14 protein-coding genes are annotated in these 16,373 nt (G+C 64.2%); 13 read left to right on the top strand and 1 reads right to left on the bottom strand.

Annotated elements, in window-relative coordinates; genetic code table 11:
- Window positions 1-753, bottom strand: coding sequence for a bifunctional demethylmenaquinone methyltransferase/2-methoxy-6-polyprenyl-1,4-benzoquinol methylase UbiE (gene ubiE, locus LY44_RS08945; RefSeq protein WP_055210291.1), 753 nt, complete (start codon window positions 751-753; stop codon window positions 1-3).
- A gap of 75 nt (window positions 754-828) precedes the next feature.
- Here ubiE and mutM point away from each other — a divergent pair, with 75 nt between their 5' ends.
- The 13 genes from mutM to LY44_RS08880 all read left to right on the top strand — a co-directional run bounded on the left by mutM (window position 829) and on the right by LY44_RS08880 (window position 16,221).
- On the top strand, window positions 829-1,674 hold the full coding sequence (mutM, locus tag LY44_RS08940; protein ID WP_055210292.1) for a bifunctional DNA-formamidopyrimidine glycosylase/DNA-(apurinic or apyrimidinic site) lyase: 846 nt from the start codon (window positions 829-831) through the stop codon (window positions 1,672-1,674).
- 81 nt (window positions 1,675-1,755) lie between these two features.
- Entirely contained in the window at window positions 1,756-2,532 is a 777-nt protein-coding gene (locus LY44_RS08935) for an enoyl-CoA hydratase (protein ID WP_055210293.1), read from the top strand.
- 149 nt (window positions 2,533-2,681) lie between these two features.
- Window positions 2,682-2,948: a 30S ribosomal protein S20 gene (gene rpsT / locus LY44_RS08930; protein ID WP_013069230.1), complete on the top strand. Its 267-nt coding sequence runs from the start codon at window positions 2,682-2,684 to the stop codon at window positions 2,946-2,948.
- 450 nt (window positions 2,949-3,398) lie between these two features.
- Entirely contained in the window at window positions 3,399-4,772 is a 1,374-nt protein-coding gene (dnaA, locus tag LY44_RS08925; protein ID WP_055210554.1) for a chromosomal replication initiator protein DnaA, read from the top strand.
- 103 nt (window positions 4,773-4,875) lie between these two features.
- Entirely contained in the window at window positions 4,876-5,994 is a 1,119-nt protein-coding gene (gene dnaN, locus LY44_RS08920) for a DNA polymerase III subunit beta (protein ID WP_055210556.1), read from the top strand.
- A 46-nt stretch (window positions 5,995-6,040) separates the two neighbouring features.
- Window positions 6,041-7,099 (top strand): DNA replication/repair protein RecF, encoded by a 1,059-nt coding sequence (gene recF, locus LY44_RS08915; protein WP_055210294.1) that lies wholly within the window; start codon window positions 6,041-6,043, stop codon window positions 7,097-7,099.
- A gap of 81 nt (window positions 7,100-7,180) precedes the next feature.
- Entirely contained in the window at window positions 7,181-9,631 is a 2,451-nt protein-coding gene (gene gyrB, locus LY44_RS08910; protein WP_055210295.1) for a DNA topoisomerase (ATP-hydrolyzing) subunit B, read from the top strand.
- Window positions 9,632-9,664: 33 nt separating this feature from the next.
- The gene (locus tag LY44_RS08905) at window positions 9,665-10,207 is read left to right on the top strand and encodes a flavin reductase family protein (RefSeq protein WP_055210296.1); all 543 of its coding nucleotides are present in this window, start codon (window positions 9,665-9,667) and stop codon (window positions 10,205-10,207) included.
- Between the two features lie 98 nt (window positions 10,208-10,305).
- The gene (locus LY44_RS08900) at window positions 10,306-11,157 is read left to right on the top strand and encodes a flagellar motor protein MotB (protein ID WP_055210297.1); all 852 of its coding nucleotides are present in this window, start codon (window positions 10,306-10,308) and stop codon (window positions 11,155-11,157) included.
- A 107-nt stretch (window positions 11,158-11,264) separates the two neighbouring features.
- Window positions 11,265-12,623 (top strand): flagellar hook protein FlgE, encoded by a 1,359-nt coding sequence (locus LY44_RS08895; protein WP_055210558.1) that lies wholly within the window; start codon window positions 11,265-11,267, stop codon window positions 12,621-12,623.
- A gap of 31 nt (window positions 12,624-12,654) precedes the next feature.
- Window positions 12,655-14,109, top strand: coding sequence for a flagellar hook-associated protein FlgK (gene flgK / locus LY44_RS08890; RefSeq protein WP_055210300.1), 1,455 nt, complete (start codon window positions 12,655-12,657; stop codon window positions 14,107-14,109).
- Window position 14,110: 1 nt separating this feature from the next.
- Window positions 14,111-15,127, top strand: coding sequence for a flagellin (locus LY44_RS08885; protein ID WP_055210302.1), 1,017 nt, complete (start codon window positions 14,111-14,113; stop codon window positions 15,125-15,127).
- Window positions 15,124-16,221, top strand: a complete 1,098-nt coding sequence (locus LY44_RS08880; protein WP_055210304.1) for a flagellar basal body P-ring protein FlgI — start codon at window positions 15,124-15,126, stop codon at window positions 16,219-16,221. Before LY44_RS08885 ends, LY44_RS08880 begins: the two co-directional genes overlap by 4 nt.
- The last annotated feature ends 152 nt before the right edge of the window (window positions 16,222-16,373 follow it).

Here is a 16,373-nt window from a genome sequence, read left to right as displayed (position 1 = left end):
TTACACCTTCCAGCCCGAGTGCAGCGCCGCGATACCCATGGAAAGATTGCGATATTTCACCTGACTAAAGCCAGCCTCGCGGATCATCGAGGCAAAAAGCTCCTGGTTCGGGAACTTGCGGATCGACTCGACCAGATATTGGTAGCTGTCGCGGTCATTCGCCACGACCTGCCCCATCACCGGGATCACGTTGAAGGAATAGGCGTCATAAACCGCCTGCATCAGATCGTTCGGGATCTGGCTGAATTCCAGCACCATCAGCCGCCCACCCGGTTTCAGCACCCGGTAGGCTTCCGCCAGCGCATCGGGAATGCGGGTGACGTTGCGGATCCCGAACGAGATCGTGTAAACGTCGAAGGTATTGGATTCAAAGGGCAGATCCATCGCATCGCCGACGACCCAATTCAGCCGCGCGGCCATGTTCTCGGCATCGGCGCGTTTCTGGCCCTCGATCAGCATCGATTCCGTCATGTCGCAGACGGTCGCGGTCGAGCCCTTGGCGCGTTTGAGGAACCGGAATGCGATGTCGCCGGTGCCGCCCGCCACATCGAGCAGCTTCTGCTCGGGGCGCGGCGCCAGCCAGTCCATCATCGCATTCTTCCAGATCCGATGGATGCCCATGCTCATCAGATCGTTCATGATGTCGTATTTCGAGGCCACGCGCGAAAAGACGCCATGGACCATGCCGGCCTTGGCCTCTTCGTTCACCGTCTGGAACCCGAAATGAGTCGTCTTGGTCTGATCCGTGCTCATCTGCCCTTGCCGATCCTGAACTGTCCCCCTCCTTATAGGGTCGGTTTCAGCCATGACAATGCGACAGGAGCGAAAATGCCCGAACTGCCCGAGGTCGAGACGGTCCGACGCGGCCTTGCCCCCGCGATGGAGGGGCGGGTGATCGACCGGGCCGAGGTGAACCGCCCCGACCTGCGCTGGCCCCTGCCCGAGGCCATGGCCGAGCGGCTGACCGGGGCCCGGGTGACGCTGCTGCGGCGGCGCTCGAAATACATCCTCGCCGATCTTTCGACCGGGGAGAGCCTGCTAATCCATCTGGGCATGTCGGGGCGGATGCTGGTCTCCGGCGTGATGCTGGGCGATTTTCACCTCGATCATCCGGCGGCGCAAAAGCATGACCATGTGGTGCTGCACATGGAGGGCGGCGCCCGGGTGACCTTCAACGACGCGCGGCGGTTCGGGGCGATGGATCTGGTGCGCACCGACCGCGAGGCCGCGCATTGGCTTCTGTCCGGGCTGGGCCCGGAACCCTTCGGCAATGACTTCCACGAGGCCTATCTGGTCGAGGCGCTGAAATCGCGCAAAAGCCCGATCAAGACCGCGCTGCTGGATCAGCATGTCGTGGCCGGGCTGGGCAATATCTATGTGTCGGAGGTGCTCTTTCGCGCGGGCATCGACCCGCGCCGGGCGGCGAACCGGATTGCGGCGGCGCGGCTGGCGGGGCTCGTGCCGCTCATTCGCGAGGTGCTGGCCGAGGCGATCGAGGCGGGCGGATCGAGCTTGCGCGATCATCGGCAGGCGGATGGGGAGCTTGGCTATTTCCAGCACAGCTTCCGCGTCTATGACCGCGAGGACGACCCCTGCCCCGCCTGCGCCACGCCGATCAAGCGCATCGTGCAATCGGGGCGCTCCAGCTATTTCTGCCCCGCCTGCCAGAAGTGACGCAGCGGCAATTGCGCGGCGCCCGGTTGAGTTTCGCCCCCTGACTGATACCTCTGATCCATCATCAGCAAAGGGAATCCCATGTCATACCAGACCCTGATCGTGGAGATCGCAGACGGCGTGGCGCTGATACGGCTCAACCGGCCCGAGGCGCTGAATGCGCTCAATTCGCAGCTGCTGGGGGAACTGGCCGAGGCGCTGAAGCTGCTGGACGCCGATCCGGCGGTGCGCTGCTTCGTGCTGACGGGCTCGGACAAGGCCTTTGCCGCGGGCGCCGACATCAAGGAAATGGCCGACAAGAGCTTTGTCGACATGTTCAAGCTGGATTTCTTCGGCACCGAAGGCGATGCGATCCTGCGCACCCGCAAGCCGATCATCGCGGCGGTGGCGGGCTATGCGCTCGGCGGCGGCTGCGAACTGGCGATGATGTGCGATTTCATCCTGTGCGCCGAGAACGCGAAATTCGGTCAGCCCGAGATCAATCTGGGCGTCGTCGCGGGCATCGGCGGCACGCAACGGCTGACCCGTTTCGTCGGCAAGTCGAAATCGATGGAAATGCATCTGACCGGCCGGTTCATGGACGCCGCCGAGGCGGAACGGTCGGGCCTTGTCAGCCGGGTGCTGCCGCTGGCCGAGCTTGTGCCCGAGGCGCTGGCCACCGCCCGCAAGATCGCGGCGAAATCGGCGATCGCCACGATGGTGGCCAAGGATTGCGTCAACCGCGCCTATGAAACCACCCTGCGCGAAGGCGTGCTTTATGAACGCCGGGTCTTCCATGCGCTTTTCGCCACCGAAGACCAAAAGGAAGGCATGGCCGCCTTTGCCGAAAAGCGCCCGGCGCAATTCACCGACAAATAAGGCCGAAAGGGGCTTTCCTTCACGCCCCTTTTGGCCTAAGGACCGCCGTTACATGCGCGTGAAGCCCGCTCAGGCTAGAATCATCCGGTTCGCTGGGACGACCGGGCTTTGCGCTATATATATTCGCTTCAGCCCGGGAATAGGGAAACATGGCCAACACGCCCCAGTCCAAAAAACGCGCTCGTCAGAACGAGCGTCGCAACGACATCAACAAAGCCCGCCGTTCGCGCATTCGCACCTTCCTGCGCAAGGTCGAAGAAGCGATCGCCTCGGGCGACGCCGGTGTGGCCAAGGCCGCCCTTGAAGCCGCGCAACCCGAACTGGCGCGTGGCATCACCAAAGGCGTGCTGCACAAGAACACCGTGGCCCGCAAAATGTCGCGTCTCTCGTCGCGCGTGAAGGCCCTGTCGAACTGATTTTCCGATCTCGGAAATTAATCTTCATGAACGGCGCCCCATCTTCGGGGCGCCGTTTTATTTCTTTCATTTCAATGCCTTGGCAATAGTATTACCCCCCGCGAAGGGGGCGACAGATTCGATTTGGGGAAAGTGGGCGTCAAGCGCGAAGTTCGGTTGCAGAAGCCCTCGCCGCCTTGCTAGCGTCACGGGGCGATTCACGTCGTCTTGGGGGACAAGACGCATCCGACGGTCGAAGCGGGGCCCTGTGCTGCCGTACGATAAGAAGCCGTAAGCTTCGAGCTCAGGATGTGATCCGTTTCAAATGGGAGCAGATGCTCCGGTTTGGCAGGTTATGCCGACACCGGTTCAGCCGGGTGTTCGGCATGTCTTCATTCCCGACCCCGCCGCAAGGCCGGGGGTTAAGTGCTGTGTGGCAAGTGTCGGTACGAAACGCTGATGGAAAAAGACATGACGAACGAACTCTGGGGGCAGGTGTGCAATGAACTTCAAAGGACCGTCGGCCGGACCAATTTCAACACCTGGATTGCGCCCCTGCAGCTGATCGAGCTGTCGGACGGCATCGTTTCCTTCGAGGCGCCGACGAAATTCATGTGCGACTGGGTCTCGCGCAATTATGGTGAACCGATTCTGCGCGAGCTGCGCAACTCCGGTCTGGCGGTCGAACGGGTGGCGATCCGCGTGCCCGAGGGCCGTCCGATGCCCGCGCCCGAAGCCCGTCCGGTGCCGGAAAAGGCCCCTGCCCCGGCGCGCAAGACCGCGCGGGTCAGCGACGATCAGGACCTTCCCGGGGCGCCGCTGGATGCCCGCTTCACCTTTGACAGCTTCGTCGTCGGCAAGCCGAACGAGCTGGCCCATGCCGCCGCCCGCCGCGTCGCCGAGGGCGGTCCGGTGACCTTCAACCCGCTGTTTCTGTATGGCGGCGTCGGGCTGGGCAAGACCCACCTGATGCATGCGATCGCGCATGAGCTGCAAACCCAGCACGGCGAGCTGCGGGTGCTTTACCTCTCGGCCGAACAGTTCATGTACCGCTTCGTGCAGGCTTTGCGCGACCGGCAGATCATGGATTTCAAGGAGCTGTTCCGCTCGGTCGACGTGCTGATGGTCGATGACGTGCAGTTCATCGCCGGCAAGGACAGCACGCAGGAAGAATTCTTCCACACCTTCAATGCCCTGGTCGATCAGGGCAAGCAGATCGTGATTTCCGCCGACCGCGCGCCGGGGGAAATCAAGGACCTCGAGGACCGGATCAAGAGCCGGTTGCAATGCGGTCTGGTCGTCGATCTGCATCCGACCGATTACGAACTGCGTCTGGGCATCCTGCAGACGAAGACCGAGATCCACGCCGCCCGCAATCCGGGGCTCATCGTGGCCTCGGGCGTGCTGGAATTCCTCGCGCATCGGATCACCACGAACGTGCGCGTGCTGGAAGGCGCGCTGACGCGGCTGTTCGCCTTTGCCTCGCTGGTCGGGCGGGAGATCACCCTTGATCTGGCACAGGAATGTCTGGCCGATATCCTGCGCGCCTCGGACCGTCGCGTGACGATCGAGGAAATCCAGCGCAAGGTGGCCGAGCATTACAACGTTCGTCTGTCGGACATGATCGGGCCGAAGCGGCTGCGCACCATCGCCCGGCCGCGGCAGGTGGCGATGTATCTGTCGAAGCATCTGACGACGCGTTCGCTGCCCGAAATCGGGCGGCGCTTCGGCGGCCGCGATCACACCACGATCATGCATGGCATCCGCAAGATCGACGAGCTGATGGCGACCGATCGGCAACTGGCCGAGGATATCGGGCTCTTGAAGCGGTTGATGGAATCCTGAAGCCCTTGACGCCCCGCGCAAAGCGGCGGAATGTCCGGAAAAATCTTGTTCCGGCGCGGCGGCATGTTACCTTGCCGCCCCCGGGAACCGGCGAGGAATGGATATGAAGATCAGCATCGAACGCGCCGCCCTGCTCAAGGCGGTGTCTCAGGCCCAGTCCGTTGTCGAGCGGCGCAACACCATTCCGATCCTGGCGAACGTGCTGATCGAGGCGGAAGGCTCGACCGTGTCCTTCCGCGCCACCGATCTGGATATCGAGGTGGTGGACAAGGCCCCGGCGCAGGTCGAACGCGCGGGCGCGACCACCGTTTCGGCGGTGATGCTGCACGAGATCGTGCGCAAGCTGCCCGATGGCTCGCTGGTGCAGCTGTCGGATGATGCGGCGGCGGGGCGGCTTTCGGTGATGGCCGGGCGCTCGAGCTTCAACCTGGCGACCTTGCCGCGCGAGGATTTCCCGGTGATGGCCTCGTCGGAATATACCGCGAATTTCGCCGCCAAGGCGGGGGTGCTGAAGCGGCTCTTCGACAAATCGAAATTCGCGATCTCGACCGAGGAGACGCGCTATTACCTGAACGGCGTCTACATGCATGTGGCGACCGGCGAAGACGGCCCGGCGCTGCGCTGCGTCGCAACCGACGGGCACCGGCTGGCGCGGATCGACGCGGCGCTGCCCGAAGGCGCCGCCGGAATGCCGGGCGTGATCGTGCCGCGCAAGACGGTGAACGAGCTGCGCAAGCTTCTGGATGATGACGAGGCGCAGATCGCGGTTTCGGTTTCGGAAACCAAGGTGCGCTTTGCGACGCCGGAAATCACCCTGACCTCGAAGGTGATCGACGGCACCTTCCCCGATTATACCCGCGTCATTCCGATGGGGAATTCCCGCCGTCTGGAAGTGGATGCGCAGGAATTCGCCAAGGCGGTGGACCGGGTGGCCACGGTGTCTTCGGAACGCTCGCGCGCGGTGAAGCTGAGCCTGGATGAAGACCGGCTGGTGCTCTCGGTCAACGCCCCCGATGCGGGCGCCGCCGAGGAAGAACTGGCCGTGGCCTATGCCGATGAACGGCTGGAGATCGGCTTCAACGCGAAATATCTGCTGGAGATCGCTTCGCAGGTCGATCGGGAGAATGCGGTCTTCCTGTTCAACTCCTCGGGCGATCCGACGCTGATGCGCGAGGGCAATGACACCTCGGCGGTCTATGTCGTGATGCCGATGCGCGTGTGACGCAGGCGGCAAGGGCGTATTTGGACCAAGAAAAAGCAGGGCCGCGATGCTGCGGGATCTGACGCTTTTGCAGTTCCGCTCGCATCGGCGTGCCGTGCTGGCGGTCGATGCGCGGCCGGTGGCGCTTTACGGGCCGAACGGGGCGGGCAAGACCTCGGTGCTGGAGGCGGTGTCGCTTTTGTCCCCCGGGCGGGGGTTGCGCCGCGCCTCGGCCGAGGAGCTGATCCGGCGGCAGGAACAGGTCGGCTGGAAGATCCGCGCGACGCTGTCGGCGGATGAGATCGAGACCTCGGCCCTGCCCGGGTCGTCGCGCGAGGTGCTGATCGACGGCAAGGCGGCGGCGCAGGTGGCTTTGGGGCGGCTCTTGCGGGTTCTGTGGCTGGTGCCCGCGATGGACCGGCTCTGGATCGAGGCGGCCGAGGGGCGGCGGCGGTTTCTGGACCGGATGACGCTGTCGTTCTTTCCGACCCATGCGGAAGCGGTGCTGGCCTATGAAAAGGCGATGCGCGAACGCAACCGGCTTTTGAAGGACGAGATCCGCGATGCGGCCTGGTATGCGGCGCTTGAGGCCCGGATGGCCGAGGCCGGGGCGTTGATGACCGGGCATCGGCGGCAGGCTTTGGCGCAACTGGCTTCGGCGCAGAGAGGCGCGGCGACGGCCTTTCCAGCGGCGGATCTGGGGCTGACCCAGGAGGGGCCCGAGGATCTGGCCGCGGCGCTGGCCGAGGGACGGCGGCGCGACATGGCGGCCGGGCGGACGCTTGAGGGCCCGCATCGGGTCGATCTGACGGCTGTTTATGCGGAAAAGGCGATCCCGGCCGATCAATGCTCGACCGGCGAGCAAAAGGCGCTTCTGATTTCGCTGCTGCTCGCCAATGCCCGGGCGCTTGCCGGGGAAAACACCGTGCTGCTGCTCGATGAAGTCGCCGCGCATCTGGATGCCGGGCGGCGGGCGGCGCTTTATGATGAAATCTGCGCCCTGCCCGCGCAGGTGCTGATGACCGGCACCGGGGCCGAGCTTTTCGACACGCTTGGCGACCGGGGGCGCTATTGGCAGGTGACCGAGGTCGCGGGAACCTCGGAACTGGTGGAAAGCCGTCCCTGAACCGCTGAATATTGTGGCCAAGGCGTGACATTGCCCAGCCGAAACTCTATAAGTCCGCAACGATCAGCAGGATAGGCGCGGATGACCGAAACCCCGAAGAACAAAGCCGAATATGGCGCGGAGTCGATCAAGGTCCTGAAGGGCCTCGAGGCGGTGCGCAAACGCCCCGGCATGTATATCGGCGACACCGACGACGGCTCGGGCCTGCATCACATGGTCTATGAAGTCGTCGACAACGGCATCGACGAGGCCCTGGCGGGCCATGCGAATTATGTGGCGGTGAAGATCCACGCCGACAGCTCGGTTTCGGTGCGCGACAACGGCCGTGGCATTCCGGTCGACATCCACCCCGAAGAGGGCGTCTCGGCGGCCGAGGTCATCATGACCCAGCTGCATGCGGGCGGCAAATTCAACAACACCGACGAGGGCGGCAACGCCTACAAGGTTTCGGGCGGCTTGCACGGCGTCGGCGTCTCGGTAGTCAACGCGCTGTCCGACTGGCTGGAACTGAAGGTCTGGCGCAACGACAAGGTCTATTTCGCCCGGTTCGAAAAGGGCGATTGCGTGGTCCATGTCCACGAGATCGGCGAGGCCCCGGGCGAAAAGGGCACCGAGGTGCGGTTCATGGCCTCGTCGAAAACCAATGACCCGGAGGGGACGTTTTCCAATCTCGATTACGTCTTCAAGACGCTGGAGACCCGGCTGCGGGAACTGGCCTTCCTCAATTCCGGCGTGCGGATCATTCTGGAAGACGAGCGCCCCGCCGAACCCCTGCGCAGCGAGCTGCATTACGACGGTGGCGTGCGGGAATTCGTCAAATACCTCGACCGCTCGAAAACCGCGGTAATGCCCGATCCGATCTACATGGTCGGCGAGGTCCGCGGCATCGGCGTCGAAGTGGCGATGTGGTGGAATGACAGCTATCACGAGACCGTCCTGCCCTTCACCAACAACATCCCGCAGCGCGATGGCGGCACCCACCTTGCCGGGTTCCGCGGCGCGCTGACCCGCACGATCACCAAATACGCGCAAGACAGCGGCATCGCGAAACGGGAAAAGATCGATTTCACCGGCGATGATGCCCGCGAAGGCCTGACCTGCGTTCTGTCGGTCAAGGTCCCCGATCCGAAATTCTCCAGCCAGACCAAGGACAAGCTTGTCTCCTCCGAGGTCCGTCCGGCGGTCGAGAATCTGGTGAACGAAAAGCTTGCGGAATGGTTCGAGGAGCATCCGACCGAAGCCAAGGGCATCGTCGGCAAGATCATCGAAGCCGCGCTGGCCCGCGAAGCCGCGCGCAAGGCCCGCGAACTGACCCGGCGCAAGACCGCGATGGATGTGGCGTCGCTTCCCGGCAAGCTGGCCGATTGTCAGGAAAAGGACCCCGCGCTGAGCGAAGTCTTCCTGGTCGAAGGGGATTCGGCCGGTGGCTCGGCCAAGCAGGGACGCGAGCGGAAGAACCAGGCCGTGCTGCCGCTGCGGGGCAAGATCCTGAACGTGGAACGGGCGCGGTTCGACCGGATGCTGTCCTCGGACCAGATCGGCACGCTGATCACCGCGCTTGGCACCGGGATCGGTCGCGACGAATTCAACATCGCCAAGCTGCGCTACCACAAGATCGTCATCATGACCGATGCCGACGTCGACGGGGCGCATATCCGCACGCTGCTGCTCACCTTCTTCTTCCGGCAGATGCCGGAGCTGATCGAGCACGGCTATCTCTATATCGCGCAGCCGCCGCTTTACAAAGTCGCCCGCGGCAAGTCCGAGGTTTATCTGAAGGATCAGGCCGCGCTTGAAGATTACCTTGTGCATCAAGGGGTTGAAGGGGCGATCCTGCGGCTGCACGACGGCACCGACATCATCGGCGCCGATCTGACGCGGCTGGTCGAGGAAGCGCGGCAGGTGCGCCGCATCCTGCAGGCCTTCCCGACGCATTACCCGCAGCGCATCCTCGAACAGGCGGCGATCGCCGGGGCGCTGCTGCCCGGCCGGATCGATGCCGATGCGCAGGGCGTGGCCGATGAGCTTTCGGCGCGGCTCGACCTTATCGCGCTCGAATATGAACGCGGCTGGATGGGGCGGCCGACGCAGGACCACGGGCTGCGGATGTCGCGCATCCTGCGCGGGGTCGAGGAGGTCCGCACGCTCGATGGCCCGGTGCTACGCTCGGGCGAGGCGCGGCGGCTGTCGCAATTCACCACCAGCCTGCAGGAAAGCTACCACGCCCCGGCCCGGCTGATCCGCAAGGACCGCGAACAGTTCATCCATGGTCCGCTCGAACTTTTGGCGGCGATTCTGCAGGAGGGCGAAAAGGGCCTGACGCTGCAGCGCTACAAGGGGCTGGGCGAGATGAACCCGGAACAGCTGTGGGAAACCACGCTCGATCCTTCGGCGCGGACGCTGTTGCAGGTCCGGGTCGATGACGTGGCCGAGGCCGAGGACATCTTCTCGAAACTGATGGGCGATGTGGTGGAGCCGCGGCGCGAATTCATCCAGCAAAACGCGCTGAGCGTGGAAAATCTCGATTTCTGAGGCCCCTGCGGGCCGCGACGAAAGGGGACGATCATGACCGAGAGCGACCGGATCGACATGGCCCCCGGCGGGGTCGGCGGCCATCTGCCCGACCCCGCGGAGCCGCGGCTGCTGCGCGATGCGCTCGGCCGTTTTGCCACCGGGGTGGCGCTGGTCACCGCCTGCGACGCCGATGACGGCAGCCCGATCGCGATTGTGGTGAATTCCTTCGCCTCGGTCTCGCTCGACCCGCCGCTGGTGCTCTGGTCGGTGGCCTGCAGCTCGATGCGGCATCGGCATTTCACCGCGGCGCCCGCCTTTGCCATTCATGTGCTGACCGAGGCGCAGCGCGATCTGACCGCGCGATTCTCGCGCTCGGGGCCCGGTTTCGCGGGGCTGACGCTGGCCCGCAACGGCGAGGGCGTGCCGGTCCTGCCCGAGGCGCTGTCCCGATTCGACTGCGTCACCGAGGCGACGCATGCAGGCGGCGATCACACCATCATCCTTGGCCGCGTTACCCGCTTCGATCTGCGGCGCGACGGCCAGCCGCTGTGCTTCTTCGGCGGCGCCTTTGGCGGTTTCGCCACGCGGGATTGACCCGAAACCCCCAAGGATTGCTTGCGATTTTATCCGTTAAGCCGGCTTTAAGCGGCGCCTGCTATCTCTGGTTCCGGGTGAAATAGAGGTGGTGGGATATGGGCGCACACGATGGTGTCGCACCAGTCATCATCAAGCGCAAGAAGGTCGTCGGCGGCGGCGGGCACCACGGTGGGGCGTGGAAAGTTGCCTATGCCGACTTCGTCACAGCCATGATGGCCTTCTTTCTGCTGATGTGGCTGCTGAACGCGACAACGGAAAAGCAACGCAAGGGAATCGCGGATTACTTCAACCCGACGATTCCGATCAACCGGATCTCGGGCGGCGGCGAAGGCGCCTTTGGCGGCGATTCCGTCTTCTCCGAAGATCAGATCGCGCAAAATGGCACCGGGGCTTCGGGGCAATCTCCGACCGAGGAACGGCAGGCTCGCGGCGACAGCGGCGCCGCCAAGCAGGAACAGAAGCAGGATCAGGCCGCGTTCGACCGCCTGGCCAAGGAAATCGAAAAGGCGCTGTCGGCAACTTCCGGCGAATCGATGGTCAGCGAACAGCTGGCCCGTCACATCGTCACCAAGGTGACGGACGAGGGATTGATCGTCGAGTTCTTCGATCTGGAGAACGAGCCGCTTTTTGCCCCCGATACCGCCGAGCCGGAACCGATTCTGGGCGAGATTGCGGGCATGCTGACGCGGGTCTTCGGCCTGACGAAGAACAATGTCGCGATCAACGGCCACACGCGCTCCTATCCTTCGATGCTGCGCACGAATCCGGTCTGGGATCTGTCCTCGGAACGCGCGCAAAGGATGCGAATCCTGATGGAAACCGCGGGATTCGATGCCACGCGGCTGCAACGGGTTTCGGGCTTTGCCGATCGCAAGCCGGCCGTCGAAACGCGGATGTCGGTGCGCAACAACCGGCTTGAGCTGATCTTGCTGCGCAACGGGCGCTGACCCGGGCGAAGAAGAAATCGGACGCATTTTAAGCGTTAGTCCGATCTTAACGGCGATTGCGGCAAGGTGGCTTCGATCAAGGGACGCAGCAGCAGAAAGGCGCTTACATGTCCATTTCTTCTTCGCTCAACGCGGGTGTGGCAGGCCTTGCAGCCAATGCGACGCGCTTGGCAACGATTTCCGACAACATCGCCAACTCGGGCACCTACGGCTACAAGCGGGCGACGGCAGATTTCGAAAGCATGGTGCTGACCCAGGCGCGCAGCTCCGGAACCTATTCGGCTGGGGGCGTGCGCGCCTCCTCGGGGCGCCTGATCGACCAGCGCGGCTCTCTGATCGGCACGTCGAATGCGATGGACATCGCGATTTCGGGCCGCGGCTTCCTGCCTGTCGCCAATACCTCCGCCCTGGCGAACGGGCTGGGCAACCAACCGCTGACGATGACCTCGACCGGGTCGTTCCACACCGACAAGGACGGCGTGCTGCGCACCGACTCGGGTCTGGTCCTGCTCGGCTGGGCGGCGCTGGCCGATGGCACGATCCCGGTCAACGCCCGCGACACCGTCACCGGCCTGCAACCGGTCGTGATCAATGCCAACCAGACCGCGGGCGACCCGACGACGATGATGAACTGGGGCATCAACCTGCCCGCCAGCGAAACCGCGGACACCGCAGGCGGCGAGACGCTGACCTCTTCGATCGAATATTTCGGCAACCTCGGCAATTCGAACACGCTGCAGGTCTCCTTCACGCCGACAATCCCGGCGGCGGGCGATCCGGACTCGAACCAGTGGACGATGATGATCACCGATTCGGCGACCACCACCGATCCCTATGGCCTCGGGGTCGGCGTCGTCGGGCAATACACGCTCGACTTCGACAACACCGGCACGAATGGCGGCACGCTGAGCAACGTCACCACGATCCAGGGCCCGGCCTGGGATTCGACCGAGGGCACGCTGAATTTCACCGATGCCTCGGGCTTCGCGCTGGCCGACGGGCTGCAGGACATCACCATCACCATCGGCAAACAGGGTGACACCAACGGTCTGACCCAGCTTGCCAGCGATTTCGCGCCGACCTCGATCAACAAGGACGGCTCGCCGGTGGGGAACCTGACCTCGGTCGAGATCGACGAGAACGGCTTCATCAAGGCGACTTACGACACCGGCTTCATCCGCACCGTCTATCAGGTGCCGCTGGTCGACGTGTCGAACATCAACGGCCTGACGGCACTCGACAACCAGACCTTCCAGGTCTCGTCCACCTCGGGGTCGTTCTATCTCTGGGACGCCGGTGACGGTCCGACCGGCGCGGTCGAGGGCTATGCCCGCGAAGGCTCGGCGGTCGATGTGGCGCAGGAACTGACCAACCTGATCCAGACCCAACGGGCATATTCGTCGAACGCGAAGGTGATCCAGACCGTCGACGAGATGCTGCAGGAGACGACGAACATCAAGCGCTGAGCTTGATGACCCCTTCAGGAGGAGATGACCCATGAGCATCGCAAATGCCTTCAACTTCGCCCTTTCGGGGCTGACGGCATCGTCCCGGAAAGCCGAGGTCGTCTCTTCCAACATCGCCAATGCGATGACGGAGGGCTACGCCCGTCGGGAACTCTCCATCGCGTCGCAGACGCTTGGCGGGACCGGCGGCGGGGTTCGCATCCTCGGCGTCAACAGGATCGTGAACCAGGTGGTGCAGCAAGATCTGCTGCTGGCGGATTCGGCCGCGGCGAACACCACCGCCAAGGCGGATTTCTACAACCGTCTCGAATCCCGGATCGGTGACCCCGAGAAGGCCGGGTCACTCTCTGCCACGATGTCGGATTTCGAAAGCGCCCTGCTGACGGCTGCCAGCATGCCCGACAGCACGGCGCGGCTGACGGCGGCGGTCCGCGCCGCTTCGACCGTGGCAGACAAGCTGAACAGCGTCTCCGAGGATCTTCAGGCCGCGCGTCTGACGGCCGACAAGTCGATCGCCAAGCAGGTCCGGACACTGAACGAAACGCTGGTGCAGCTGCAGGAGATGAACCGGACGATCACCACGCAGATCTCGATCGGCAATGATGCGGCCGGTCTGATGGACGAACGGCAATCGCTGGTGAACCAGATCGCCGAGATCGTGCCGCTTCGGGTCGTGCAGCGCGACAACAACCAGATCGCGCTTTTCACCACCGGCGGGGCGATCTTGCTTGATGGCACCGCCGCCACCATCGGGTTTGATGGCGCGGGGGCGATGGCCGCCCATCTGACGCTGGATTCGGGGGCATTGTCCGGGCTCACGATCAATGGCTATCCGACCTCGACCCTGGATGACGGCCCGCTGGGCGGCGGCACGCTCGGCGCCGCTTTCGCCGTGCGCGACGAGCTTGCGCCCGAGGCGCAGAGCCAGCTGGACGCCTTTGCCCGCGATCTGATGACCCGGTTCGAGGATCCGAGCGTCGACACCACCCTGTCGGCGGGCGATCCCGGTCTTTTCACCGATGCGGGCGCCGCTTTCGACGCCAGCACCGAAGTCGGGCTGGCCGGACGGCTGCAGCTGAACGCGATCGTCGATCCCGAACAGGGCGGATCCTCCTGGCATCTGCGGGACGGGCTGATGGCCGCCGCGCCCGGGGCGATCAGCGACGGGACGATCCTGAATGCGCTCTCCGCGGCGCTGACCCGCGAATCCGCACCGGCTTCGGGGAATTACGGCTCCGCCCTGCGCAGTGCCTCGGGTCTGGCCGCGGACTTGCTGTCTTTTGCCGCTTCGGGACGGCAATCGGCCGAGATGACCCAGGGCTATGCCACCGCACGTCAGGAAGCCCTGACCGAGATGTCACTCGCCGACGGCGTGGACACCGATTACGAGATGCAGAGCCTTCTCGTGATCGAAAAGGCCTATGCCGCCAATGCGAAGGTCGTTCAGACCATCGATGCCATGCTGCAAGAACTTCTGGATATCTGACATGAAATACATCTCCGTCGGTGACATGTCGCAGACCTATCTGATGCGCCGTCACAATGTGCAGCTGAAGACGACGATGTCGCGGCTCTCGGAAGAGGTCGTCACCGGCGTCAGCCAGGATCTGGGCACCAAGGTCGGTGGCGATTTCACCGCCCTGGCCGCGATCAACCGCTCGATGACCCGCGGCGAGGCCTACAAGCAGGTGGCGGCGGAGACCGATCTTCTTGCCGGGACGCAGCAGGATGCGCTCGAGACCATCCAGGGCCATGCCCAGGCGATCGGCTCGACCCTCTTGTCGGCATCCTTCGCCTCCTCCTACAACATGATCGAGTCCGGGGCGCGCAATGCCGAGGAACGGTTCGAAGCCGTTGTCGATGCGCTGAACGTCAATGTCGCCGGGCGTTACGCCTTTTCGGGCACGACCACCGACACGAAACCGGTGGCTTCGGCGGATACGATCATCACCGGCATCGAGGCGGTCGTGAACGGCATGACGGTCGCGGCCGATATCATCGCCGCCGTCGATGACTGGTTCGATGCCGCCGCCGGCGGCGGCGGGTTCCTCGATCAGGCCTATCTTGGCAGCGCAACCAGCCTGTCGCAGGTGCGGCTGTCGGAAACCGACACCGCACAATTGACCATCACGGCGGCGGATTCCACGATCCGCGACATGCTCAAGGGCTTTGCCCTCGGCACGTTGATCGCCCGCGATCTGGTGCCCGACGACCTTGAAACGCGGTCGTTGCTGATCCGCGCGGCGGGGGAACGCATCACCTCGGCCGAGGGCGGGATGACCACGCTTCGGGCCGATCTCGGCACGGTCGAGGCGATCATTTCCGATGCGCAGACCCGCAATGCGACGCAGGTGACCGCGCTCGAAATCGCGCGCAAGGAACTGATCGGCGTTGACGAATACGAGACGGCAACGGCGCTGGAAGCCACGCAATCGCAGCTGGAAACGCTTTACACGCTGACCTCGCGGCTGACGCAACTCTCTCTGACGGATTACCTGCGATGAAACTCCTGGCCCTTGTGCTGCTGCTGCTGCTGCCGTCCCTGAGCGTTGCCGCCCCGATCCGGATCAAGGATCTGGTCGAATTCGATGGCGTGCGGGGCAACGACCTTGTCGGCTACGGGCTCGTGGTCGGTCTGAACGGAACCGGCGACGGGATCCGCAATGCGCCCTTCACCGAAGAAATCATGGCCAATATCCTGGAACGGCTCGGCGTTAACGTTACCGGCGAACAATTCCGGCCGAAGAACGTCGCTGCGGTCATGGTGACGGCCGCGCTGCCGCCCTTTGCCCGGGCGGGGTCGAAGATCGATGTCACGGTCTCGGCGATCGGCGATGCCAAGAGCCTGCTCGGCGGCACGCTGATCATGACGCCCCTGAACGCGGCGGATGGCGAGATCTATGCGGTGGCGCAGGGCGCGGTGATCGCCGGGGGCGTTTCGGCGCAGGGGCAGGCCGCCTCGGTCGTGCAGGGGGTTCCGACCTCGGGCACGATCCCTTCGGGCGCCCATGTCGAGCGCGAGATCGGCTTCGATCTCGACAGCCTCTCGGATGTGCGGCTGGCGCTGCGCACGCCCGATTTCACCACCGCGGCGCGAATCGAAAAGGCGATCAATCGCGAATTCGGCGCGCGCATCGCCGCGATGGAAGATTCGGGCACCGTGTCGGTCAGCATCGCCAATGCCAAGATGCGCTCGGCCGCGCATGTGCTGGAACGGCTCGAAAACCTGACGGTCGAGCCCGAGCAGCGCGCCCGCGTCGTGGTGGATCAGCGCTCCGGCACCATCGTGATGGGCGAGGATGTGCGGATTTCGCGCGTCGCGGTCAGTCAGGGCAACCTGACGCTGCGCGTGCAGGAAGCGCCGATCGCCGTGCAACCGAACCCCTTCGCCCGCGGCGAGACCGTCGTGGTGCCGCGGACCGAAGCCTCGATCGAGGAGGGCGCGGGTCTCAAGATGGCCGAGGTCGGCGAAACCAGCTCGCTCTCCGATGTCGTCGCCGGGCTGAATGCGCTGGGGGTCAGCCCGCGCGACATGATCGACATCCTGAAAAGCATCAATGCCGCCGGGGCCCTGCACGCCGAATTCCTGGTCAACTGACTGATTTCCGGGCTTTGACCACCAAGGACGCGACGCAGGATCGCGTCCTTGGCCCTCTACCGCCGAGATTGCCACCGCCACCGGAGCCCGCATGATCGAGGCCGAAACCAGCCTTGAAGACGTGTTCTTCTCACTTCTGGCGCTCAGCCGGT

Source organism: Rhodobacter capsulatus, assembly GCF_003254295.1.
Classification (GTDB): Bacteria; Pseudomonadota; Alphaproteobacteria; order Rhodobacterales; family Rhodobacteraceae; genus Rhodobacter; species Rhodobacter capsulatus.
Note: the sequence above shows the minus strand (reverse complement) of the source record. Positions and strands in the feature narration are given on the sequence as shown.